We start from the raw sequence: 25,015 nt of genomic DNA on the forward strand, positions 1-25,015 counted from the left end.
GCCCCTGTCAGCCTTCCGTTTGTCGGACCGCTCCCTGTTTAAATGTTAAAAAAGTACCGGGAGCAGGTCAGACAAAGTCAAGACAGATTGCAGCGCGAGGTTTACTGTATTCGCCCTGCGCCATGAAATCGTGTCGACGCAGTTGACCGGACGCCCACCCGCAGCGCTCCGGGATTTTTAGTGTTCAAAAGGCCGTTCAAGTAAAAAGGAAAACCGCAGCGATGGCGTATTACCGCACCCCTCACGACGTTACCGCTCTGCCCGCCTGGCAAGCGCTGAATGACCACCGCCAAGCCATGCAAGATTTCAGCATGCGCGAAGCCTTTAATGCCGATCCGCAGCGCTTTACTCAATTCACCCTTAGCAGCTGCGGCCTGTTTCTCGACTACTCGAAAAACCTGATCAACGCCGAGACCCGCAATCTGCTGGTGGGCCTGGCCAACGAAGTCGACCTCAAAGGCGCGATCAAAGCGCTGTTCGATGGCGAAATCGTCAACTCTTCCGAAGGCCGCCCCGCCCTGCACACCGCACTGCGCCGCCCGGTGGGCGACAAGCTGTCGGTCAACGGCGTCAACGTGATGCCCGACGTGCATAAAGTGCTGAACCAGATCACCGACCTCGTGGGCCGTATCCACGATGGTTTGTGGCGCGGTTACACCGAGAAGCCGATCACTGACGTGGTCAACATCGGCATCGGTGGCTCGTTCCTCGGCCCTGAGCTGGTGTCCGAAGCGCTGTTGTCCTACGCCCAGAAAGGCGTGCGCTGCCATTACCTGGCGAACATCGACGGCAGTGAATTCCACGAACTGACCATGAAGCTGCGCGCCGAAACCACGTTGTTCATCGTCTCGTCGAAATCCTTCAACACCCTCGAAACCCTGAAAAACGCCCAGGCCGCACGCGCCTGGTACCTGGCTCAGGGCGGTTCGGAAGCCGAGCTGTACCGTCACTTCATCGCCGTTTCCAGCAACAACGCGGCAGCGGTAGCGTTCGGTATTCGCGAAGAAAACATCTTCCCGATGTGGGATTGGGTTGGTGGGCGTTACTCGCTGTGGTCGGCTATCGGTTTGCCGATTGCATTGGCCATCGGCATGTCGAACTTCAAAGAGCTGCTGTCCGGTGCCTACACCATGGACCAGCACTTCCAGAGCGCGCCATTCGAACAGAACATGCCGGTACTGCTGGCGTTGCTCGGCGTCTGGTACGGCAACTTCTGGGGTGCGCAAAGCCACGCGATCCTGCCGTACGACCACTACCTGCGCAACATCACCAAACACTTGCAACAGCTGGACATGGAATCCAACGGCAAGAGCGTACGCCAGGACGGCACGCCAGTGTCCACCGATACCGGCCCGGTGATCTGGGGCGGCGTCGGCTGCAACGGTCAACACGCTTATCACCAGTTGCTGCACCAAGGTACCCAACTGATTCCGGCCGACTTTATCGTGCCAATCGTCAGCTTCAATCCGGTGTCCGACCATCACCAGTGGCTGTACGCCAACTGCCTGTCGCAAAGCCAGGCACTGATGCTCGGCAAGACTCGCGCCGAGGCTGAAGCCGAGTTGCGTGACAAGGGCATGAGCGAGGACGAAGTGCAGAAGCTGGCGGCGCACAAGGTGATCCCGGGCAACCGTCCGAGCAACACCCTGGTCGTCGAGCGCATCAGCCCGCGTCGTCTTGGCGCACTGGTGGCGCTGTACGAACATAAAGTCTTCGTGCAAAGCGTGGTCTGGGGCATCAACGCCTTCGACCAGTGGGGCGTGGAACTGGGCAAGGAGCTGGGCAAAGGCGTCTACAACCGCCTGGTCGGCAGCGAAGAAACCCCGGCCGACGATGCCTCCACCCAAGGCTTGATCAACTACTTCCGCGGTCGTCACCGCGGGTGATAGGCTGAAGGGGCGGTTTGCCTGCCCCTACAGCTTGCAATATCGACAGTTCCACGGCACCGGGTTTACCGCAAAATCGGTGGCGTGCGCTATCACTGTAGGAGCTGCCGGAGGCTGCGATCTTTTGATCTTGATTGTAAAAAACAAGATCAAAAGATCGCAGCCTCCGGCAACTCCTACGAGGGTCGCGCAGCTCCCCTCTTGTCGCAAAACAAGAATAAGGAACCGTCATGTTCGATATCAGCACGTTTCCCAAAGCCGATGCCGTCCGCCGGGCTGCACAGTTAAGTCAAGACGACTACCAACGCCTGTACCGCCAATCCATCGAGCACCCTAGCTCCTTCTGGGCCGAACAGGCCACACGCTTTCTCGACTGGAGCGCGCCGTGGCAAACCGTCCAGCGTTACGACCTGAAAACCGGTGAAGCGAGCTGGTTCGCTGGTGGACAGATAAACGTCAGTTACAACTGCATCGACCGTCACCTGGAAAAACGCGGCGATCAAATCGCGATTATCTGGGAAGGCGATGACCCCGCCGAATCCACCCAGATCACCTACAAAAAACTCCATCACAACGTCTGCCGACTGGCCAACGTGCTCAAAGGCCGCGGCGTGAAGAAAGGCGACCGCGTGTGCATCTACATGCCGATGATCCCCGAAGCCGCCTACGCCATGCTCGCCTGCGCGCGAATCGGTGCGATTCATTCGGTGGTGTTCGGCGGCTTCTCCCCGGACTCTTTGCGTGACCGGATTCTCGACGCCGATTGCCGCACCGTGATCACTGCCGACGAAGGCGTGCGCGGCGGTAAATTCGTGCCGCTCAAACAGAACGTCGACACCGCGCTGCAAAGCTGCCCCGACGTGAACACCGTGATCGTGGTCGAACGCACCCAAGGCCAGGTTAGCTGGGTCCAGGATCGGGACATCTGGTACCACCAGGCTTTGCGCGACGTTGGCGACGACTGCCCGCCAGAGCCGATGGACGCCGAAGACCCACTGTTCATCCTCTACACCTCCGGCAGCACCGGTAAACCCAAAGGCGTGCTGCACACCACTGGCGGCTACTTGCTGCAAGCCGCCATGACCTTCAAGTACGTGTTCGACTATCGCGACGGTGAAGTCTTCTGGTGCACCGCCGATGTCGGCTGGGTCACCGGCCATAGCTACATCGTCTACGGACCCCTGGCCAACGGGGCGACCACGCTGATCTTCGAAGGCGTGCCGAGTTACCCCAGCACCTCGCGCTTCTGGCAGGTGATCGACAAGCACCATGTGAACATCTTCTACACCGCCCCGACTGCCCTGCGTGCACTGATGCGTGAAGGTCCCGAGCCGTTGAAGGAAACGTCCCGCGAGAGCCTGCGATTGCTCGGCACCGTCGGCGAGCCGATCAATCCGGAAGCCTGGGAGTGGTATTTCAATACAGTCGGCGAGCAGCGCTGCCCGATTGTCGATACCTGGTGGCAGACCGAAACCGGCGGCATCATGCTCAGCCCGCTGGTCAGCACCCAACGGGTCAAACCCGGTTGCGCCACGCAACCGATGTTCGGCGTGCAACCGGTATTGCTCGACGAACACGGCAAGGAAATCAAAGGCGCCGGCAGCGGCATACTGGCCATCAAGTCCAGCTGGCCGGCGCAGATCCGCAGCGTCTACGGCGACCCGAAACGGATGATCGAAACCTACTTCAAACCCTACCCCGGCTATTACTTCACCGGCGACGGCGCACGTCGCGATGAGGACGGCGATTACTGGATCACCGGCCGCATCGACGACGTGATCAACGTATCCGGGCACCGCATCGGCACGGCCGAAGTGGAAAGCGCGCTGGTGCTGCACGAGAGCATCGCCGAGGCCGCCGTGGTCGGTTACCCCCACGACGTCAAAGGCCAGGGCATTTATGCCTTTGTCACGCCCATGAATGGCACCGAACCCAACGACGAATTGAAGAAACAGTTACTGGCGCATGTCAGCAAAGAAATCGGCAGCTTCGCCAAACCGGACTTGATCCAGTGGGCCCCGGCCCTGCCGAAAACCCGCTCGGGCAAGATCATGCGGCGAATTCTGCGCAAGATCGCCTGCAACGAACTGGACAGCCTGGGTGACACCTCCACCCTCGCCGACCCGAGCGTGGTGCAAGGGCTGATCGATCAGCGGCTGAACCAATGAGCCCATGTTGTGAATTGGCCATCACATTCCTGTAGGAGCGAGGCTTGCCCGCGAAAGCGGTGTGTCAGGCGACATTGATGTTGACTGTCCCGCCGTCTTCGCGGGCAAGCCTCGCTCCTACAGGTACAGGTTCTTCATCGTCCAAGCTGTTAAACTCCCGCGCCCCAATTCCCTCCTGCAAGGCGCCCAGCATGTCTTCCTTGAATCAGGCGCTGCGCGCCGCCCTCGATCATCGTCAGGACCTGCTTGCCGAGTTGCATCAGCAAGGCACCGATTGCTATCGCTTGTTCCACGGCAGCCAGGAAGGCGCCGGCGGCCTGACCATCGACCGCTACGGTCCGCAACTGTTGGTGCAGAGTTTTCATCAGGCGCTGGAGCGTGACGCTCTGCTGCAACTGCACGAGATCGTCAATCAGCAGTTGGGCCTCGACACCCTGCTGGTCTACAACGACCGTTCCCGTGGTAACTCGCGCATCGACCGCGAAGACACCGTCTACCGCGCCGACGAAGCCGCCCTGCAAGATTTGATCGGCCACGAATGGGGACTGAACTACCGGGTTCGCGGGCGCCACGCCGGCCAGGACCCGTTGCTGTTTCTCGATCTGCGCAACGCTCGCGGCTGGGTCAAGGCGCACAGCAAAAACAAAAGTGTGCTGAACCTGTTTGCCTACACCTGTGGCGTCGGCCTCAGCGCCGCAGTGGGTGGTGCGAGCGAGGTGTGTAACCTGGACTTTGCCGAAGGCAATCTGGCGGTCGGTCGTGAGAACGGCTTGCTCAACCCGCAATTGCCAACGATGGAATTCATTCAGTCCGATTACTTTCCGGCAATTCGCCAATTGGCCGGTCTGCCGATCAGCCAGCGTCGCGGCCAGAAACTGCCGAGCTATCAACGTCTGGACCCGCGTCAGTACGATTTGGTGCTGCTTGATCCTCCGGCCTGGGCCAAGAGTGCGTTCGGCACGGTCGACCTGTTGCGCGACTACCAAAGCCTGCTCAAACCGGCACTGCTGACCATCGCCGACGATGGCGTACTGATCTGCTGCAACAACCTGGCGAAGGTCAGCATGGACGATTGGCGCGAGCAGGTTTTGCGCTGCGCAGAGAAGGCCGGGCGCCCGGTGCGCGAGTGGACAGCGCTGACACCGGGCAGCGATTTCCCATCGATGGATCAGCAGCCGCCACTGAAAACGCTGATTCTGCAGCTCTGAAAATTCGCACCGATAATCAGATAAATCCTATAAAGCCTGGTTGCTTCGGAACCGCAAACGCATGCCATACTCCAAGGCACTCCGATTCCGACAAATGAAGCCGCACATGCCCAAAGGATTGATTCGCGCTATCGGCGCCTTGTTGACTGCCCTGGCTCTTTATAGCCTGCTGGGGTTTCTGATTTTGCCGGGCATCGCGTTGCGGATTGCCAATCAACAATTGGCCAACTACGCCACGACACCCGCGACGATTCAGCGGATCGAACTCAATCCGTTCAGCCTTGAAGTCACCCTTTGGGGCCTGGTCATCGGCGAGCCGGGCAAAGAGCAAGTGGGCTTCGAACGTCTGTACGCTAACCTGCAGATCGATAGCCTCTGGACCAAGGCGCTGCACTTGTCCGATATCGAACTGGACAAACCCAAGACCGAAATCCTTTTCGGCAAGGACGGCAAACTCAACCTGCTCGGCCTGTTCAAAATCCCCGCCAGCGAACCGACCCCGGTCGATCCGGACGCCAAACCATTCCCCCTGCGCGTGGAGCGGATCAAACTGGCCGGCGGCTCCTTGCATTTCGAGGATGCACGGCCCAGCGAACCCATCGAGTTCCTCTATGACAAACTCGATTTCGAACTGAAAAACCTCAGCACCCTGCCTGAAGACAGTGCCGACATGACGTTGGTCGCCATCGGCCCGGCAGGTGGACAGATCGACTGGACCGGTAATTTCAGCCTGATCCCGATCGCCTCCGAAGGTAAGCTGAAAATCACCGACGGCAAGATGAAATCCTTCTGGCCCTATGTGCGTGATGCTGTGCCACTCGCACTCGAAGAGGGCGTCATCAGCCTCAGCACCGACTACAAACTCAACCTGGCCAAGGAAACCGAACTGCTGTTGAGCAACGTTGCCGTCAGCGTCGCGCCTTTCGCTATCAAGACTCCGGATGGTCGACCGCTGGCGAAGCTCGAGCGACTGGACATCAGCGAAACCACCGTAGACCTGGCCAAACAGCAAGTGGTGGTCGGCAAGATCCGCAGCAAAAAACTGGAAACCTGGGCCGCCCTCGAAGCCGACGGGCAACTCGACTGGCAAAAACTGTTCGCCAGTCAGCCATCCAAAGCGGCCAACAAAGCCAATGCCGAGCCAGCCAGCGCGCCGGCAGCAGCCGATTCGCCGAAGCCTGAACCGACTGCGCCGAGCAAGCCTTGGCAGGTGCTGCTCAAAGACGTGCAGCTACGTGACTATCAGGTACATCTGGCCGACCGCAAGGCACAACCGGAGGTCGCGCTGGAGGTGGGTCCGCTGAACCTGGACCTGCAAAATTTCGACAGCCTCAATGGCTCACCTTTCGACCTCAAGCTCGACACCGGCGTGGGCAAGCAAGGCAAGATCATAGCGGACGGCGTGGTCAATCTGGCCCCGATCAGCGCCAAACTGAACGTGCAGACGAAGGACATCGACCTGCGCGTCGCCCAGTCCTACATCAACCCGTTCATTCGTCTCGAACTGCGCAGCGGCATGCTGGGCAGTGATCTGGCGGTCGACCTGAAAAGCACCGAACCGCTGGCGTTCAGCGTCACAGGCAAAGCCCAGGTCGATCAGCTGCATACCCTCGACACTCTGAAAACCCGCGACTTCCTCAAGTGGCAACAGTTGGTGCTCGAAGGCCTGAACTACCAGCATGGCGACAGCCTGTCGATCGACAAGGTCAACCTGTTCCAGCCTTATGCACGCTTCATGATCAACGATGATCGCACCACCAACGTCGATGACCTGTTGATCCCGCAACCGGCCGACTCCGGCGCCACAACCACCACTGCGGCCAAACCGGCAGCCGGAAAAGAAAAACCGTTGGGTATCCACATTGGCGGCATTGCCATCAATGACGGTTCGGCAAACTTCGCCGACTTCAGCCTGACCCCGAACTTCGCCACAGCCATTCAACAGCTCAACGGGAAGATTGGCACCATCGACAGCCGACAGGCAAAACCGGCCAGCGTCGACATCAAAGGCAAGGTCGACCGCTATGCACCGGTGACCATCAAGGGCTCGGTCAATCCGTTCGACCCGATGGCCAGCCTGGACATCGCCACCAGTTTCAAACGGGTGGAACTGACCACTTTGACGCCCTACTCCGGCAAGTTCGCCGGTTACCGTATCCGCAAGGGCCGGCTCAATCTCGACCTGCATTACAAGATCACCAACGGCCAGCTCCTGGCCGAAAACAAAGTGGTGGTCGAGCAGTTGCAACTGGGTGAAAAGGTCGACAGCCCGGACGCGGTGAGCCTGCCACTGAAGCTGGCGATTGCCTTGCTCAAGGATGTCGACGGCAAGATTTCCATCGAACTGCCGGTGAGCGGCGACCTGAACAACCCGCAGTTCAGTGTCATGCCGATTATCTGGCAGACCCTGCGCAACCTGATCGTGAAAGCGGCCGCAGCGCCATTCAAAATGATTGGCGGCCTGGTCAGCGGCGGTGGTTCGGAAGACTTGGGCAGCGTGGCGTTCGCACCGGGCTCAAGTGACCTGAGCAAAGATGCCGAAGCGGCGCTGGTCAAACTGTCCCAAGCGCTCAAGGAGCGTCCGGCCCTGCGCCTGGAAATCGAAGGCACTGCCGCCAAGAGCAGCGATGGCCCGCTGATTGCCGAGCAACGTCTGGAGCGGGAATACCAGTACAACTACTACAAGATGCTCCAGCGTCGCGGTGACAAAGTACCGGCCCAAGCCTCGTTGCTGGACGTACCGGACAACGAGAAAGGCCCGCTGCTTGAAGGGATCTACCGCACACGCCTCAAGACCCAGCCACCCGCCGAATGGAAGGATCTGGGCAAGGAAGAACGCAGCAAAAAAATGCGGGAAGGCGTGATCGCGTTCTGGAGTTCCAGCGAGGTGCTGTTGCGTCAACTGGGGCAAGAACGGGCCAGCAGCATCAAGGATTATCTGGTGGACAAGGGGCAATTGGCCGATGACCGCGTGTACTTCATCGACGCCAGCCTCGGCGAGGCAGAAAGCGATGGCCGCGTTATCACGCCCATGCATCTGGATGCCGAATGATGGGCGCACATTGGCTTCTGAGCCTGGCTCTGTTGCTGGTTGCCAGCCAGGCAGCGGCGGCCGAGACCTTGCGTTGTGGCAGTCAATTGATCAGCGTCGGGGACAGGTCCAGCGAAGTGCTGCAAAAATGCGGAGAGCCCGTTGCCCGCGACTTGCTGGGCTACAAGCGCAGCGCCAATCGACGGGAAGAATTTCAAGTCGAGGAATGGACCTACGGGCCCAACAGCGGGATGTACCAGTACCTGCGCTTTGAAGGCAACCGGTTGGTTCAAATCACCAGCAAGCGTGGGAATTGAGCACCACAACCCGAAGTGGGGCACATTCAACTGTGGGAGCGAGCCTGCTCGCGATAGCGGTCTGTCATTCAACGTACGTGTCGAATGTTAGTCAGCAATCGCGAGCAGGCTCGCTCCCACAGTTGTTTTGCGTAGCCCGCAATAGAACAGGCCCCGACACGAATGCCAGGGCCTGTAATGGCCACATCCTTGTGGCCTTCGCATGAACTCTCAAGTTGCGGCAGACGTATGACTCGGCCCGTCTACCGCTCCTTCTCCCGGTCCAGGCGAGAAGCCTTGCCTTACTCGGATTTCAGGCCGTCAGCGGACACCGCTTTGACGCCTTTGATTTTCTTGGCGATAGCCACGGCGGTTGTTTTCTGAGCGTCTGTCAGAACGGTCATGGAAGACAGGGAAACAACGCCTTTGTTGGTTTCGACTTTGATGTCGGTGCCTGGGATGCCTTTTTCGGTGACCAGGTCTGCTTTGACTTTGGTTGTGATCCAGGTATCGGAAACATCCTCTTTCGCTTCAGTGACTTCACCGGCGGCCAGCATCATGGGTGCCTGAGTCGCTTGGGTGGTCTGTGCAAATGCAGCGTTGGCCATGGTCAGGGTCAACGCGGTAGCAGTAGCGGCAGCGATAGCGAACTTCTTCATACGAGTAACTCCTGTATTTCTGGAAAGTCTGCTGCGTGTCTTGTCAGCAGGGTTACAGGAGATAGTGCGAACGCTGTGCCAACAGCGACATAAAAAATAAAATATTTTAAATCAATAGGTTAACCATAATGGCAATTTCCGGAATCATGCAAATTGCATGACTGCGAAATTATCTACATGCAACTTGCGGGTTTTAACGCAGGCCTAAGGCCATGAATTGTCGGGGATTTTCTTGATTATTGAATTGGCCCCCAAATGACGAGCAAAAAAATGCCCCGCGTTGTAAACGCGGGGCTTTTGGCAGAGTGACAATGGATCAGCCAGCAGCGGCCGCGGCAGTGCAGCCTTTAGGCGCGTATTCCTGCTCCACCGTCGTAGCGCACGTCCAGCCGCTGGCGAGTGAGCGCGTAAGCGTAATGGTTTTACCGAGCACCGGCCCCGGTGCGTTGAGAATCGTGCAGCCAATAGTGCCCGCACCGTCAGAGGCAGTACCCGCTACCGCAACCGTGCAATTACCTGTGGTCAAAGTACCGCCGGTATTAGCGAGTGTGGGGTTAGTGCCTTGATTGATGATGTCTTCGAAAGGCACCTTCAGTGCCGAGATTTCTGCAACCGCAGCGGTTACCTTCGCCCGCGCCTGGTACTTCGAATACTGCGGCAACGCAAACGTCGCCAGAATCCCGATGATCGCCACCACGATCAGCAGCTCGATCAGAGTAAAACCTTTTTGATTTTTCATAGACAGGCTCCATGCATGAGTCGAAATCTCATGATCTGAACAAGGCACAGCACAGGTCATGCCAAGCCGCGCGCGTCCCTGTCTGCTGGGCGCGAGATCGCGGCAAAGACCCTTCCTACTCCAAGGATCCGCACTATCTGACACTTTTTGTCACCTCACCCCGACTGGTTTGGTTCCACTGCTTGACTAGGCTATAAGTCATTCACTGTCTGCGTCCGGTATCCCAATGAATGACATCGCCCTTAGCGGTCTGGCCAAGCAATTGGTACTGGCCGAGCTGATCACTGACCAAAGTGCGCAACAGGCGTATCAACAAGCCCAACGCAATCGAATTTCGCTGGTCAGCTATCTGGTGCAAAACAAACTGCTGAAAAGCTGGCAGGTCGCCGAGGTGGCCTCGGAGCATTTCGGCATGGCCCTGCTGGACCTCAACTGCCTGGACAAGGACACCCAACCCCGAGGGCTGGTCAGTGAGAAGCTGATCCGCCAGCACCACGCCCTGCCCCTTTGGCGGCGTGGTAACAAGCTGTTCGTGGGGATTTCCGATCCGACCAATCACCAGGCCATCAACGACATCCAGTTCAGCACCGGGCTGAGCACCGAAGCCATTCTGGTGGAAGAAGACAAGCTCAGCGACGCCATCGAAAAATTCTTCGACAACCATTCCACCGGCTTGGAAGACATGGCCGATGTCGACCTTGACGGGCTGGACATCGAGTCGGTCGATGAGCAGAAACAGGACTCCCTCGGAGGGCAAGATGCCGATGATGCCCCCGTGGTGCGCTTCGTCCACAAGATGTTGCTCGACGCGATCAAGAGCGGTTCTTCCGACCTGCATTTCGAGCCCTATGAAAAAATCTACCGCGTGCGCATGCGCACCGATGGCATGCTGCGGGAGGTCGCCAGGCCGCCGACACAACTGGCCAACCGCATTGCCTCGCGGCTGAAGGTCATGGCCAGTCTCGATATCTCCGAGCGGCGCAAACCCCAGGACGGGCGAATCAAGATGCGCCTGTCCAAAAGCAAGTCCATCGACTTCCGGGTCAACACACTGCCGACCTTGTGGGGCGAGAAAGTGGTAATCCGGATCCTCGACCCGTCCAGCGCCCAAATGGGCATCGATGCCCTCGGCTACGAGCCCGACCAGAAAGACCTGTACATGGCCGCGCTCAAGCAGCCACAGGGAATGATCCTGGTGACCGGCCCTACCGGCTCGGGCAAGACCGTGTCGCTCTATACCGGGCTGAACATCCTCAACACCGTCGACATCAATATTTCCACTGCCGAAGACCCGGTAGAAATCAACATCGAAGGCATCAACCAGGTCAACGTCAATCCCAGGCAGGGACTGGATTTCGCCCAGGCGCTGCGCTCGTTTCTGCGTCAGGACCCGGACGTGATCATGGTCGGTGAAATCCGCGACCTCGAAACCGCCGAAATCGCCATCAAGGCCGCCCAGACCGGGCACATGGTGCTTTCCACCCTGCACACCAACAGCGCCGCGCAAACCCTGACCCGCTTGCACAACATGGGGATTCAGGGGTTCAACATCGCGACCTCGGTCAGCCTGATCATCGCCCAGCGCCTGGCGCGCAAATTGTGCAGTCATTGCAAAAAACCCATCGAGATTCCCCGCGAGGCGTTGGTCAAAGAAGGCTTTCCCGAGGAACGCATCGGCTCGTTCACGATCTATGAACCGGTTGGTTGCGATCAGTGCAATAACGGTTACAAAGGGCGAGTAGGGATTTATGAAGTGGTAAAGAACACCCCAGAACTGCAACGGCTGATCATGGCCGAAGGCAATTCACTGGAAATCGACATCCAGATGCGTAAGGACGGCTTCAACGACCTGCGTACTTCGGGCCTACTCAAGGCCATGCAAGGCATCACCAGCCTTGAAGAAATCAATCGGGTCACGAAGGACTGAACATGGCGGTCAAAGCAGCGAAAATCAGCGTATATGCCTGGGAAGGCACAGACAAAAAAGGCGCAAAAATGACCGGCGAATTGACCGGCCAGAATCCCGCGCTGATCAAGGCCCAGTTACGCAAGCAAGGGATCAACCCGGGCAAGGTGCGGAAAAAAACCGCGTCCATTTTCAGTGCCGGCAAACGCATCAAGGCCCTGGACATTGCCCTGTTTACCCGGCAGATGGCGACCATGATGAAAGCCGGCGTACCGTTGCTGCAATCGTTCGACATTATCGGCGAGGGCTTCGATAACCCGAACATGCGCAAACTGGTGGACGAGGTAAAACAGGAAGTCGCGGCCGGTAACAGCTTCGCCGCGGCCCTGCGCAAAAAGCCCCAGTATTTCGATGAGCTGTACTGCAATCTGGTGGATGCCGGCGAGCAGGCCGGTGCTCTGGATACCCTGCTGGAACGGGTGGCGACCTACAAGGAAAAGAGCGAAAGCCTCAAGGCCAAGATCAAGAAAGCCATGACCTACCCGCTGGCGGTGGTGTTCGTCGCGATCATTGTGACCGGGATTCTGCTGGTCAAGGTTGTGCCGCAGTTCGAGTCAGTGTTCTCGGGGTTCGGCGCCGAACTGCCAGCGTTCACCGTGATGGTCATCGGCTTGTCGGAGTTCCTGCAGGCCTGGTGGTGGATGGTGCTCGGCCTGTTGGGTGCGCTGGTTTTCGGCGTCCGCCATGCCTTTAAAAAGTCCCCGGGCTTTCGGGACCGGATGGACACCTGGCTGCTGAAACTGCCGTTGGTTGGCGCGCTCATGTACAAGTCCGCCGTGGCCCGTTACGCCCGCACCTTGTCGACGACGTTCGCTGCCGGCGTGCCACTGGTCGAAGCCCTGGATTCAGTGGCAGGCGCAACCGGCAACATCGTGTTCAAGCGAGCGGTATTACGCATCAGGCAGGATGTTTCCACCGGCATGCAGCTGAATTTTGCGATGCGCACCTCCGGTATATTTCCGAACATGGCGATCCAGATGACGGCCATTGGCGAAGAGTCTGGCGCACTGGACGACATGCTCGACAAGGTCGCGAGCTTCTATGAGGACGAGGTGGATAACATGGTCGATAACCTGACCAGTCTGATGGAGCCTTTCATCATGGTGGTGCTGGGGGTTATCGTCGGCGGCCTGGTGGTTGCGATGTACCTGCCCATCTTCCAACTTGGCTCAGCGATCTGATATGTCCTTGAACGAATTTCTGAGTCACAACTCGCTGGCCTTCGTGATCACCGCAGGGGTGATCGGTTTGCTGATAGGCAGTTTTCTCAACGTGGTGGTCTGGCGCCTGCCGAAAATGCTTGAGCGTGAATGGCGCTTGCAAGCCCATGACGTTCTGGATTTGCCACCCGAAGCTCCCGGCCCGGCTTACAACCTGATACTGCCTCACTCCGAGTGCCCCGACTGTGGCCATCGGATTCGAGCGTGGGAAAACATTCCCGTGCTCAGTTATCTGTTTTTACGCGGGCGATGCTCGAACTGCGCGACGCCGATCAGCAAACGTTACCCGCTGACCGAACTGGCCTGCGGCGTGCTGTCAGCGTTCGTCGCCTGGCATTTCGGTTTCGGCTGGCAGGCCTGCATGGTGCTGGTCCTGAGCTGGGGGCTGTTGGCGATGAGCCTGATCGACGCCGAACACCAGCTGTTGCCGGACGTGCTGGTGCTGCCGTTGATATGGCTGGGGTTGATCGTCAACAGTTTCGGGCTCTTCGTCTCACTGCATGACGCGCTCTGGGGCGCGGTGGCCGGCTATATGGCGCTTTGGACGGTGTTCTGGCTGTTCAAGCTGATCACCGGCAAGGACGGCATCGGCTACGGTGACTTCAAGCTATTGGCGATGCTCGGCGCCTGGGGCGGCTGGCAGATCCTGCCGCTGACCATCCTGCTGTCATCGCTGCTGGGCGCCGTCTTCGGGGTGATTTTGCTGCGCCTGCGGGATGCGAAAACCTCGACTCCGCTGCCCTTTGGCCCCTATCTGGCCATTGCCGGCTGGATTGCCTTGCTCTGGGGTGGTCAAATAACCGGCTTCTATTGGCAGTTTGTCGGTTTGAAATGAATACCCCTGTGGAAAAACCCTGGATTCTCGGCCTGACCGGCGGCATTGGCAGCGGCAAAAGCGCGGCCGCCCAGCACTTCATCGATCTGGGCGTGCATGTGGTGGACGCCGATCATGCGGCTCGCTGGGTGGTCGAACCCGGTCGCCCGGCCCTGGCGAAGATCGCCGAGCACTTTGGCCCCGGCGTGCTGAAAGCCGACGGCCAACTGGATCGCGCGGCGCTGCGCAAGCTGATCTTCGAAGTGCCGGATGAACGTCGCTGGCTCGAAGCGCTGTTGCATCCGCTGATCGCCGAAGAAATCACTCACCATCTGGCCAAGGCACAATCGCCTTATGCGATTCTGGTTTCGCCGCTGCTGATCGAGTCCGGGCAGTACGCCATGACCCAACGGGTTTTGGTGATCGATGCCCCGGAACAGTTACAGATCGAACGCACCCTGCAGCGTGACCAGACCAGCGAACAGCAGGTCCAGGCGATCCTCAAGGCCCAGTCCAGCCGACAGGACCGCGTGAGCCATGCCGACGATGTGGTGGTCAACGACCGCGACCTCGCCTGGCTGCACAGCGAGGTCGAACGCCTGCATCATTTTTACCTTACTTTGCGTGGAGGCCAGTCATGAGCCAAACCCCTACCGTCGATTGCCCAACCTGTGGCGCCCCTGTCGAATGGAGCCCGGAGAACAAGTTCCGGCCATTCTGTTCAGACCGTTGCAAACTGATCGACCTGGGCGCCTGGGCGTCGGAAGAACACAAGATCCCGGTGAGCCCGGATGCCGAAGACGAAATGTTCAGCGAAGACTTCGACCCGCGCCACTGATCCCGCCCCTCAGGGCCGCATAAAGCCATAGTCCTGGCCCTCGTCGAGGTTCTCGGCGAGAAACCGCAACTCATCGGCCAGGTCTTCTATATTGCGCACCGCCTTGCTCTGCTGCACTACCGCACTGAGCAAGGCACGCAGGCTCAACCCCGGATCGAAGCCCACCTCTTGCGCCACATCCAGACTCTGACGCAACTCCTGCCGGGCCCACTCATACACACTCATGCCATTGCTCCTGAAGGTTTTCCAGAGCATGGATTCGGCAACGCTTTTTGGATTTGATGTGGATCAAGATTTGGGATCGTCGTCTTTCCAGGGCGCCGAAAGGTAGCGGGTGCGATTGAACGTCTCCAGCCATTCGGGGCAGAACACCACCAATGCGCTGACCACCATGCCGTTGATAAACGCTTCCGGGAAAATCAGTAGCCACAGGTAGCCGACAAAATCTGTCAGCCAGTACGGCATGGCGAAACGTTCGTCATACCACAGCAGCGTGAGCGCCAGAGTCAGGCACAACAGGGCCGACAACGCAGCGGCAAAAAAACCCGAACAGAAGATGTACACAAAGGGATTACGCGGCTGCGCGCGCTCCACCAGGATGGCGCAGCACTCGGTGACCAGCACCGGCAGCAGAATCAGCAGCGCGCCGTTGACCCCCATCGCCGCCATGTCCTGCCGTCCGAGTAGCACCAATCCCGTTTGCGCGACCAACCCGCCGACAATCGCCAATGGCCAATCCAGCAGTAACGTCACCGCCGTCATGCCGATGAAGTGATAGGACACGCCGGTGTCGAAGTCCCGTCGCACCAGCCAGAGCATGAACAGCGCGAACACCGTGCCGAACAATAGATGCTGGCGGCGGCTGTCGCTGAACAGTTCGACCCAGGGTGCTCGACAGACAGCCCAGATCGTTGCCGGCACGTAAATAAGCCAGCCAACTGTGAGGCTTTGTGGTGATAGCAGTTCGGCGCCGATCATGGGCGTGCCTTCTTCGGCGCCTGGGCCCATAAAAGCAAAAGACTGAGCAGCAACACTGTTCTATATTTCACGCGTATCTCCCGTCGTGATAGCTCTCAGTCTATACCGGCGATTCTGAATGGCCGTATCGCGCGTCTACCCCGACGAATAGAAAATCCGAGGGAGCGAAAAAAAGTTACGCAAACTTTACGAGACAAAACGACAAGCCGATCGATACTGCGCGGCGCTAATAAGACAGGCATTATTTATGTCCATTGCGGTATTGCGGTTTATCGGTTTCATCCTGGGTATTTTTTTGATCACACTGGCAGTGAGCATGGCGATACCGCTGCTCACGCTGGTGATCTATGAACGCAACGATGAGATGTCAGCCTTTCTGTGGTCAATCCTGATCACCGTGGTGTCCGGGCTGCTGCTGATTAACAAGGGACGTCCTGAAAACGCTCAGTTGCGTCCCCGCGATATGTACATGCTGACGACCGCCAGCTGGGTGGTCGTCTGCATGTTTGCCGCATTGCCCATGGTCTTTATCCAGAACATCAGCTACACCGACGCTTTTTTTGAAACGATGTCCGGCATCACCACCACCGGATCGACCATTCTGACCGGTCTGGACACCGCCTCCCCCGGATTGCTGATCTGGCGTTCAATGCTGCATTGGCTGGGCGGGATCGGCTTCATCGGCATGGCCGTGGCCATCCTGCCGCTATTGCGGGTCGGGGGGATGCGGCTGTTTCAGACCGAATCATCCGACTGGTCAGAGAAGGTCACACCACGCTCCCATGTCGCCGCCAAATATATTCTGGGGCTGTATGTCGGGCTTACCGCTGTTTCCACGCTGGCCCTGTGGATAGCCGGAATGACGCCGTTCGAAGCCATCAACCATGCAATGGCGCTGATTTCTACAGGAGGATTTTCCACCTCCGATTCTTCTCTGGCGCACTGGACGCAACCGGCCATTCATTGGGTGTCGGTGGTTGTCATGATTTTGGGCAGCCTGCCTTTTACGCTGTACGTGAGCATGGTGCGCGGGAATAAACAGGCCTTGTTCAAAGATCATCAGGTACGCGGCTTCATTGGTTTTTTGCTCATCACCTGGCTGCTGTTCGGCACCTGGCTGTGCTTGAACAGCGAGTACGGCTGGTGGGACGCGTTCCGGATCGTGGCGGTCAACGTGACGTCGGTGGTCACGACGACCGGCGTGGCGCTAGGGGATTACACGTTATGGGGCAGCTTCTCCGTGTTGCTGTTTTTTTATCTGACCTTTGTCGGCGGCTGCTCCGGCTCCACTGCCGGCGGTCTTAAAATCTTCCGTTTTCAAGTGGCTGGCGCCCTGCTCATGGGCAGCCTGAAACAATTGATTCATCCTCGCGCCGTCATCCAGAAGAAATACAACAATCGCCCCATCGATGAAGATATCGCCCGCTCACTCCTGACGTTTTCATTCTTTTTCACCATCACCATCGGGGCGATCGCCATGGGGTTGGCGCTCATCGGCCTGGACTGGACCACGGCATTGAGTGGCGCGGCCACCGCCGTCTGTAACGTGGGGCCTGGCCTTGGTTCGATCATTGGCCCGGCAGGTAACTTCTCGACACTGCCCGATTCGGCCAAATGGCTGCTGACCATTGGCATGCTGCTGGGAAGACTGGAGATCCTCACCGTTCTGGTGCTGTTCATCCCGGTTTTCTGGAAGTACTAGGGGGTGTTCTCAATGAGTTTCCCCGCCGCTCCGGGAATCAATTGAGAACGCCCCTACCCCGACGACCAATGGTGATTTATTGCCTAGACTCCTCTTGTCCACCGTGCAAACGCATTTCAGACATGAACAGCACGAGAACTAAAACAAGAGGAACGTCCAAATGCTCAAATCATTGTGGAGCGCGCTCGCCTGCACACTCGCGCTGGGCGCGTCGAGCCTGGCGCTGGCGGCTGATCCAGTCGTTATCAAGTTTTCTCACGTGGTTGCCGAACAAACGCCTAAAGGCCAAGGCGCCCTGCTGTTCAAGAAACTCGTCGAAGAACGCCTGTCCGGCAAGGTCAAGGTAGAGGTTTATCCAAACTCTTCGCTGTTTGGTGATGGCAAGGAAATGGAGGCGCTGCTGTCGGGCGATGTGCAGATGATTGCGCCGTCGCTGGCCAAATTCGAGCAATACACACCCAAGCTGCAATTGTTCGATCTGCCCTTCCTGTTCAACGACATCTCGGCAGTCGACCGCTTCCAGCGAAGCCCTGAAGGCCAGGGGCTTCTCAAGTCCATGGAAAGCAAAAACATCACCGGTCTGGCCTATTGGCACAACGGCATGAAGCAGTTGTCCGCCAATAAGGCGCTGCGTAAACCGGGCGATGCCCGTGGTTTGAAATTCCGCGTGCAGGCTTCGGCCGTGCTTGAAGAGCAATTCAAGGCGGTGCGCGCCAACCCTCGCAAAATGAGCTTCGCCGAGGTATATCAGGGCTTGCAGACCGGTGTCGTCAATGGCGCGGAAAACCCTTACTCGAATATCTACAGCCAGAAAATGCACGAAGTGCAAAAGTTCATCACTGAATCCGACCATGGCTTGCTCGATTACATGTTGATCACCAACACCAAGTTCTGGAGTGGCCTGCCGCCGGATATAAAAACCGAACTGGACAAGATCATCGTCGAGGTCACCACTCAGGTGAACAAAGACGCAGAGAAACTGAACCAGGATGCCAAACAGAACATCATCAACGCCAAAACCACTGAAATCATCACCCTGACCCCAGAGCAACGTGGCGAGTGGCGCGAAGCAATGAAACCGGTCTGGAAGAAGTTTGAAGGTGATATCGGTGCCGACCTGATCAAGGCCGCCGAAGCCGCCAACCAGACTCAGTAATCTGCCGGCGGGCGCCGCCTGAAAGGGCGGCCCCTGTTTCATCGTCGTCACTCGATCGGGAGATGCCACTCATGAATGCCTTACGGCGAATCTGGGATCACTTCGAAGAAGGTTTTATCGTTTTCCTGCTGGCGGCAATGACGCTGGTAACGTTCGTCTACGTCATCCTTAACAATCTCTATAGCGTTTTCTACAGCCTCGCCGAGCAGTGGCAGAGCGCCAGTGAACCCTTGTTCGCGATTGGCGACAGTGTCATGGGGATGGCCCAAGCCATGACGTGGAGCATATCGCTGACCAAGGCCTTGTTCGCCTGGTTGATCTTTTTTGGCCTGTCCTATGGCGTGCGCACGGCCGGGCACATTGGTGTCGATGCCTTGGTGAAACTGGCCAGCAAACCGGTTCAGCGAATCATTGGCATCATTGCCTGCCTCTGCAGTCTGGTTTATGCGGGCCTGCTCAGCGTCGCCAGTTTCGAATGGATTCAAACCTTGTTCATCGCCGGCATCGGTGCCGAGGACCTCGGTCATTACGGCATCATGCAATGGCACATCGGGCTGATTGTGCCGGTGGGTTTTGCCTTGGTGTTCATCCGCTTTGCCGAAATCCTGGTGCGCATCGTGCAAAACCGTCAAACGGGCCTGGGCCTGGCCGACGAGGCCGCGGAGGTGATGAAACTGACCGAGCATGAGGATGACAAAAAATGACTATTCTCTTCCTCTTTGCTGCCCTGTTCGCGCTGATGTTTATCGGCGTGCCGATCGCCATTTCCCTTGGCCTGGCCGGTTCGCTGACGATCATCTTTTTCAGCCCTGACTCCGTGCGTTCACTGGCCATCAAGCTGTTCGAGACCTCCGAGCACTACACGTTGCTGGCCATCCCGTTCTTTTTGCTGGCCGGCGCCTTCATGACCACGGGCGGGGTGGCGCGGCGCTTGATCGACTTTGCCAACGCGTGCGTTGGGCATATTCGCGGCGGTCTGGCCATTGCGGCGGTACTGGCGTGCATGCTGTTCGCCGCATTGTCCGGCTCAAGCCCCGCAACGGTAGCTGCCGTGGGCTCCATCGCCATTGCCGGGATGGTCCGCTCCGGTTATCCACAGGCGTTCGGTGCCGGGATTGTGTGCAACGCCGGCACCCTGGGGATTCTTATTCCTCCTTCTATTGTGATGGTGGTGTATGCCGCAGCGACGGAAACCTCGGTCGGCAAGCTGTTCATGGCCGGCGTGGTGCCAGGCCTGCTGCTGGGTACAGCGCTGATGGTGGCCATCTACGTCGTCGCCGTGAGGAAAAACTTGCCTGCCATGCCACGGGCGACTGTTCGTGAATGGTTGAGCGCGGCACGCAAGGCCATTTGGGGCTTGCTGCTCATGTTCATCATCCTGGGCGGCATCTACTCCGGAATGTTCACCCCGACCGAGGCAGCGGCCGTGGCAGCGGTCTATGCGGCGTTCATTGCGCTGTTCGTCTACAAGGACATGTCGTTTCGCGAGATACCGAAGGTACTGCTCGAATCTGCCAAGCTGAGCATCATGCTGATGTTCATCATCGCCAACGCCATGCTCTTCGCCCACGTACTGACCACCGAGCAATTACCTCAACAAATCACCGCCTGGGTCATCGGCGCGGGCCTGACACCGGTGACATTCCTGCTCGTGGTGAACATCGTGTTGTTGGTGGCTGGCGCCTTCATGGAGCCCTCGGCAATCATCCTGATCCTGGCGCCGATCATGTTCCCGATTGCCATGAAGTTGGGAATCGACCCGATTCATTTGGGAATCATTATGGTGGTGAACCTGGAGATCGGTCTGATTACGCCGCCCGTGGGCCTGAACCTGTTTGTCACATCGGCGGTGACCGGCATGTCACTGACCGCCACCATTCGTGCAGCAATGCCTTGGCTGATCATCCTGCTGCTGTTCCTGGTATTGATTACCTATGTCCCGTGGATTTCTCTGGTTCTGCCGAATTCGCTGGGGATGACGTAAACGAGCAACCAGGCCCCAACATTGCGCTGGAAGGTCTTGGCCGGATGGACGGCATGCGCCATGGAGCATGTCGACCATCAGGGCCAGATCCATCGCGTAACGTACGAAGCCATGGGTGACTGCACCCGGGCTCATAACAGCTTCCACGTGTAGCTGAGGATCAGGCGGTTTTCGTCGATATCGCTGCGGTAGTTGGAACGCGCCATCACATTGCGAACACGAATGCCGAGGCCTTTGAGGCTGCCACTCTGCAGCACATAGCCGATATCCAGATCGCGCTCGCGGTCCTTGCCTTCAAAGCCCTTGCCGGTGTCGACGTTATAGCCGGTGATGTAACGCACGGTGCTGGTCAGGCCGGGCATGCCGAGGGCCGCGAAGTCGTAGTCGTAACGCGCTTGCCAGGAGCGTTCATCGGTGTAGGCGAACTCGTAGGTCGGCACCTCGTTGCCCAGCGGTGAGATGTTGGCAAACACCCGCGGGAAGGCACTGTCGCCGAATATGCCCTGATAGCCGACATAAAACGTGTGGCCGCCGCGCTTGGCCGACAGCAACGAGAAGAACGCCTGGTTGTCGATATTGCCCAGCAACTTTTTGCCATCTTCGCGCGAATTGTAGTAGCCGAGGTTGGCACCCAGGGTCCAGTCGCCCATCGGCTGGCTGTGTTTGAGGCCGAGAAAGCGCTGGTTGTAGATATCTTCCAGTTGCCCGAACCAGGCACTGACCAAACTGCGCTTGTCATTGAAGGCGTAGTCGGCGCCAGCAAAGTTGAAACCATCGCTGCTGACCTGACGCTGCGGAACATGACCGAGCATGGCTTGCATCTTTTCGTCGCCGGCCTCGTTGCGCAGGCTGGTTGAATTCAGGTGGCCGCCCTGCAAGGTCAGGCCATCGATTTCATTGGAGCTGATGCTTGCGCCCTGATAGCTGGGCGGCAGCAGCCGGATATCGCTGAAGGCCAGCACCGGCACGTTGGGTTGCAACTCCCCCACTTTCAGCTCGGTCCTGGAGTAACGCATCTTCAGCGCACCTTCCAGACGGCTGTAATCATCTGCCGCGCGACCATCATCGTGCACCGGCAGCAAACCGGTATTGACCCGGTCCGGGCTGCTGTCGAGTTTGAGGCCGAGCAGGCCGATGACATCCACACCAAAACCGACCGGGCCCTGGGTATAACCGGATTTGACGTTGAGGATGAAGCCCTGCGCCCACTCTTCGGCCTTCGACTGTTGATTGGCCCCGACGATGTCCGAGAAGTCCCGACTGAAGTAGTAGTTACGCGCCTGCAAGGTGGCCGTGGTGTCTTCGATGAAGCCGCCCTCGGCGGCCATCACGCCACTGGAAAAACCCGAGACGACCGCCAGGGACAACACTGAACCGGTTGCTGGAAAAATCTGTTTCATCGCTGTTCTCTTATTGTTATTGATCGACAGGTTGAAGTGCTCCACCCGTGGCGGATTCGCCACGGGGGATGGTAAAAACGGATAAGGATCGGGGTTGCGATTACTTACTCGGTCAGCGCGCCACCTCCTGCGCAGGGGCCGCTTGAGTCGCCGGTGCGGGACGCCGGGCACTCAACAGCACGTGCGTGACCATGCCGAAAATCAGTCCCCAAAAAGCGGCGGACAAACCAAACAGCGACATGCCCGAGGCGGTGGTGAGAAAGGTCACCAGCGCGGCTTCGCGATCACTCGGCACGGCCATTGCGCCGGCCAACGCCCCGGCTATCGCGGCGAACAGCGCCAGCCCGGCCAGGGCCGCGATCAGTTCCTTGGGGAACGCCGAAAACAACGAAACCAGCGTGGCACCGAAGATCCCCAGCACCAGGTAACACAGCCCGCCCACGACCCCGGCCACATAGCGTTTGCGCGGATCTTCATGGGCCTCGCGACCGGTACAAATGGCTGCGGTAATCGCCGCCAGATTCAACCCGTGACAACCGAACGGTGCCAACAGCGCAGTGCCCAACGCGCTGCTGGCGATGATCGGGCCGGCTGGTGTTGGGTAGCCGCTGGCACGCAGCACCGCCATGCCGGGAACAAACTGGCCGGTCAGCGCCACCATCACCAGTGGCAAGGCGATGTTCAGCGTTGCACTCAGGCTGAACGCGGGGGTGATCCATACCGGCGTGGCCAAACCGATCACCAGCGCTTCGCGGTGCAAATCACCGGTGAGAAACGCCATCGAACAGCCCACCAGCAGCACAATCAATACCGCATAGCGCGGCATCACCCGCTTGCAGATCAGGTACGTGGCAAACATCGCCAGCACCAGCAGCGGCTTGCCTTGCAACGAGACGAACAACCCAGTGCCGAAGCTGAACAGAATCCCCGCCAGCATCGCCGCCGCAATCGCCGCGGGCAGTTTGCCGATGATCCGGTCAAACGCCCCCGACACCCCGACCAGAAAGATAATCAGGCTGCTGACCAGGTAAGCGCCCACCGCCTCCGGCATGGAGATTCCCGGCAACAGTGCCACCAGCAACGCCGAGCCCGGTGCCGACCACGCGATGATCACCGGGACGCGGTAACGCAGGCTCAAACCGATACCGAGCACGGCGCTGCCGATGGAAATCGCCCAGACCCAGGACGACAACACTTCCCGCGAGAGGTGCGCGGTCTCGGCGGCCTGAAAGATGATCACCAAGGGGCCTGCGTAGGAAATCACCGTGGCGATAAATCCAGCGACGGCAGCAGACAGGGAAAAGTCCTGAATTAACGCTTTCATGAAACCTCGCCGCAAGACTCGTCAGGCGATCCGTGGCACAGGCCCGGCCGCTCTTGTTCGGAAAAAAGTGTGGATGACCAGGCAGGCGACACGGCATGACGCCGTGCCGCCCGCTGCCTGGCTCAAGCGCTGGTCGGCGCCAGCGTCCGGGCAGCACCTTTGGCGCTGCGCTGGCTGCTAATGGCGAACACGGTCATGGCGAGAGCGGCCACCGCACCGGGCAAGGCAAACGCCATGAAGTTAAGTTGCAGCGGCAGGCTGATCCCCAGCAAGGCACCGCCCAGCAATGGGCCGACGATCGCGCCGTTACGGCCGATGCCTGACGCCCAGCCCAAACCGGTGGAGCGAATGGTCATGGAGTAGAACTGCGCGGCACAGGCGTACAACAGAATCTGCGAGCCGATGGTGGTGGCGCCGGCAAGGGCGATCAGCAGGTACAACACCGGCATCGGACTGTTGAAGCCCAGCAAGGTGATCGATACCGCAGCCACGACGAAGAACACCGCCAACACGCGCGGCAGGTTGAGCTTGTCGCCCAGCACCCCGCCGCCGACCGCGCCGAAAATGGCGCCGAAGTTGAGCACCAGCAGGAACGACAAACTCGAGCCCAGGCTGTAACCGGCGTTAGCCATCAGTTTCGGTAGCCAGGAACTCAAGGCGTAGACCATCAGCAAGCAGCAGAAAAATGCCAGCCACAGCATCAGCGTGCGCAACGCACGCCCCTCACGGAACAGCTGCAACACCGGGGTGCCGGTGCCCTTCACTTCGCTCATGTGCAACTGATCGCTGGCGAGTGCAACGTAAGCCGGGTCAACCCGCTCCAGAACGTTGCGCGCCTCTTGATTGCGCCCCTGACGCAGCATGAAACCCACCGATTCAGGCAGGAAGTACATGATCAACGGCAATAACAGCAACGGCAGCACCGCCACGTAAAACACTGACTGCCAGCCGAAACTCGGGATCAGCACGATGCCGAGCCCCGCCGAAAGCATGCCGCCCACCGAGTAGCCGCTGAACATGATCGCCACCAGCGTGCTGCGGATTTTTTTCGGCGCGTACTCGTTCATCAGCGCCACTACATTGGGCATCACCCCGCCAATGCCCAACCCGGCAACGAACCGGCAGAGGCCAAACTCGGTGGGGTTACGGGCAAAACCATTGAGCACGGTAAAACCGCTGAAGAGCATCACGCACAGGGTGATGGCTTTCTTGCGGCCAATCTTGTCCGACAGCGGGCCGAAAAACAGCGCCCCGAACATCATCCCGAACAGTGCATAACTTCCCAGTGCGCCAGCTTGCAAGGGACTGAGCCCCCACTCTTTCATCAGCATCGGCAACACCACGCCGTAGATCACCAAATCGTATCCGTCGAAGATGATGATCAGGGCGCACCAGAACAGCACCATCCAGTGAAAGCGGTTGAATCGAGCGTTGTCGATCACCTCATGTACGTTGATCTTGCGCATGGCATCTATCTCTTGTTGTTGTTTTTTTAAGAGTCGGTAACGCGGCTAACGTCCGTACAGCCGAGGGTAGAGACGCCGTGCACGGGGCAATAGCCGCTTTGCGCAGATCGCTATCCGTTTTGTGCAAGGCCCTGTAGCAACCCTGTAGAGGGTTGATTCATGGACTAGACTCACGCGGTT

21 protein-coding genes are annotated in these 25,015 nt (G+C 58.5%); 14 read left to right on the forward strand and 7 right to left on the reverse strand.

Annotated features, from left to right (window positions below; genetic code table 11):
- The first annotated feature begins 221 nt into the window (after positions 1-221).
- From pgi to ACZ89R_RS13255, 5 genes are all read left to right on the forward strand, one after another.
- Positions 222-1,886 (forward strand): glucose-6-phosphate isomerase, encoded by a 1,665-nt coding sequence (gene pgi / locus ACZ89R_RS13235; RefSeq protein ID WP_038981528.1) that lies wholly within the window; start codon positions 222-224, stop codon positions 1,884-1,886.
- Positions 1,887-2,116: 230 nt separating this feature from the next.
- Entirely contained in the window at positions 2,117-4,054 is a 1,938-nt protein-coding gene (acs, locus tag ACZ89R_RS13240) for an acetate--CoA ligase (protein WP_429545565.1), read from the forward strand.
- A gap of 191 nt (positions 4,055-4,245) precedes the next feature.
- Positions 4,246-5,262 (forward strand): class I SAM-dependent rRNA methyltransferase, encoded by a 1,017-nt coding sequence (locus ACZ89R_RS13245; protein ID WP_429545564.1) that lies wholly within the window; start codon positions 4,246-4,248, stop codon positions 5,260-5,262.
- A 61-nt stretch (positions 5,263-5,323) separates the two neighbouring features.
- Entirely contained in the window at positions 5,324-8,314 is a 2,991-nt protein-coding gene (locus ACZ89R_RS13250; RefSeq protein WP_429545563.1) for a DUF748 domain-containing protein, read from the forward strand.
- A complete protein-coding gene (locus ACZ89R_RS13255) occupies positions 8,314-8,610 on the forward strand; it encodes a DUF2845 domain-containing protein (protein ID WP_429547858.1) in 297 nt (98 codons plus the stop codon). Before ACZ89R_RS13250 ends, ACZ89R_RS13255 begins: the two co-directional genes overlap by 1 nt.
- 281 nt (positions 8,611-8,891) lie before the next feature.
- Here ACZ89R_RS13255 and ACZ89R_RS13260 read toward each other — a convergent pair whose 3' ends face one another.
- The gene (locus ACZ89R_RS13260; protein ID WP_007901973.1) at positions 8,892-9,248 is read right to left on the reverse strand and encodes a BON domain-containing protein; all 357 of its coding nucleotides are present in this window, start codon (positions 9,246-9,248) and stop codon (positions 8,892-8,894) included.
- 316 nt (positions 9,249-9,564) lie between these two features.
- Positions 9,565-9,987, reverse strand: a complete 423-nt coding sequence (locus tag ACZ89R_RS13265; protein WP_429545562.1) for a pilin — start codon at positions 9,985-9,987, stop codon at positions 9,565-9,567.
- A gap of 226 nt (positions 9,988-10,213) precedes the next feature.
- Between ACZ89R_RS13265 and pilB the strand changes: the two genes are divergently transcribed.
- Genes pilB through yacG form a run of 5 tightly spaced genes read left to right on the forward strand, consistent with a single transcriptional unit; the run spans position 10,214 to position 14,825 of the window.
- A complete protein-coding gene (pilB, locus tag ACZ89R_RS13270; RefSeq protein ID WP_429545561.1) occupies positions 10,214-11,914 on the forward strand; it encodes a type IV-A pilus assembly ATPase PilB in 1,701 nt (566 codons plus the stop codon).
- 2 nt (positions 11,915-11,916) lie between these two features.
- Positions 11,917-13,134, forward strand: a complete 1,218-nt coding sequence (locus tag ACZ89R_RS13275; protein WP_429545560.1) for a type II secretion system F family protein — start codon at positions 11,917-11,919, stop codon at positions 13,132-13,134.
- A gap of 1 nt (position 13,135) precedes the next feature.
- Positions 13,136-14,008, forward strand: a complete 873-nt coding sequence (locus tag ACZ89R_RS13280; protein ID WP_429545559.1) for a prepilin peptidase — start codon at positions 13,136-13,138, stop codon at positions 14,006-14,008.
- Positions 14,005-14,628 (forward strand): dephospho-CoA kinase, encoded by a 624-nt coding sequence (gene coaE, locus ACZ89R_RS13285; RefSeq protein WP_429545558.1) that lies wholly within the window; start codon positions 14,005-14,007, stop codon positions 14,626-14,628. The genes ACZ89R_RS13280 and coaE overlap by 4 nt, the downstream gene beginning before the upstream one ends.
- Entirely contained in the window at positions 14,625-14,825 is a 201-nt protein-coding gene (yacG, locus tag ACZ89R_RS13290; protein WP_077750267.1) for a DNA gyrase inhibitor YacG, read from the forward strand. Before coaE ends, yacG begins: the two co-directional genes overlap by 4 nt.
- A 9-nt stretch (positions 14,826-14,834) precedes the next feature.
- On the opposite strand, the gene ACZ89R_RS13295 is transcribed toward yacG, so the two are convergent.
- A complete protein-coding gene (locus ACZ89R_RS13295; protein ID WP_007938959.1) occupies positions 14,835-15,050 on the reverse strand; it encodes a hypothetical protein in 216 nt (71 codons plus the stop codon).
- Between the two features lie 63 nt (positions 15,051-15,113).
- Positions 15,114-15,803, reverse strand: coding sequence for an energy-coupling factor ABC transporter permease (locus ACZ89R_RS13300; protein WP_429545557.1), 690 nt, complete (start codon positions 15,801-15,803; stop codon positions 15,114-15,116).
- A gap of 247 nt (positions 15,804-16,050) precedes the next feature.
- Here ACZ89R_RS13300 and ACZ89R_RS13305 point away from each other — a divergent pair, with 247 nt between their 5' ends.
- The 4 genes from ACZ89R_RS13305 to dctM all read left to right on the forward strand — a co-directional run bounded on the left by ACZ89R_RS13305 (position 16,051) and on the right by dctM (position 20,645).
- The gene (locus ACZ89R_RS13305; protein ID WP_429545556.1) at positions 16,051-17,505 is read left to right on the forward strand and encodes a TrkH family potassium uptake protein; all 1,455 of its coding nucleotides are present in this window, start codon (positions 16,051-16,053) and stop codon (positions 17,503-17,505) included.
- A 160-nt stretch (positions 17,506-17,665) separates the two neighbouring features.
- Positions 17,666-18,661 carry a TRAP transporter substrate-binding protein gene (locus tag ACZ89R_RS13310; RefSeq protein WP_429545555.1) on the forward strand — a complete coding sequence of 332 codons (996 nt, stop codon included), beginning with the start codon at positions 17,666-17,668 and terminating at the stop codon, positions 18,659-18,661.
- 71 nt (positions 18,662-18,732) lie between these two features.
- Positions 18,733-19,365: a TRAP transporter small permease gene (locus ACZ89R_RS13315; protein ID WP_310660985.1), complete on the forward strand. Its 633-nt coding sequence runs from the start codon at positions 18,733-18,735 to the stop codon at positions 19,363-19,365.
- Positions 19,362-20,645 (forward strand): C4-dicarboxylate TRAP transporter large permease protein DctM, encoded by a 1,284-nt coding sequence (dctM, locus tag ACZ89R_RS13320; protein ID WP_123497155.1) that lies wholly within the window; start codon positions 19,362-19,364, stop codon positions 20,643-20,645. Before ACZ89R_RS13315 ends, dctM begins: the two co-directional genes overlap by 4 nt.
- Positions 20,646-20,776: 131 nt before the next feature.
- Here the strand turns inward: dctM and ACZ89R_RS13325 are convergent, their stop codons facing one another.
- From ACZ89R_RS13325 to ACZ89R_RS13335, 3 genes are all read right to left on the reverse strand, one after another.
- Positions 20,777-22,045: an OprD family porin gene (locus tag ACZ89R_RS13325; RefSeq protein ID WP_429545554.1), complete on the reverse strand. Its 1,269-nt coding sequence runs from the start codon at positions 22,043-22,045 to the stop codon at positions 20,777-20,779.
- Between the two features lie 112 nt (positions 22,046-22,157).
- A complete protein-coding gene (locus ACZ89R_RS13330) occupies positions 22,158-23,369 on the reverse strand; it encodes a benzoate/H(+) symporter BenE family transporter (RefSeq protein ID WP_429545553.1) in 1,212 nt (403 codons plus the stop codon).
- A 122-nt stretch (positions 23,370-23,491) separates the two neighbouring features.
- Positions 23,492-24,835, reverse strand: coding sequence for an MFS transporter (locus ACZ89R_RS13335; protein WP_429545552.1), 1,344 nt, complete (start codon positions 24,833-24,835; stop codon positions 23,492-23,494).
- Positions 24,836-25,015 lie beyond the last annotated feature (180 nt).

The organism is Pseudomonas sp. TE3728 (assembly GCF_056279145.1).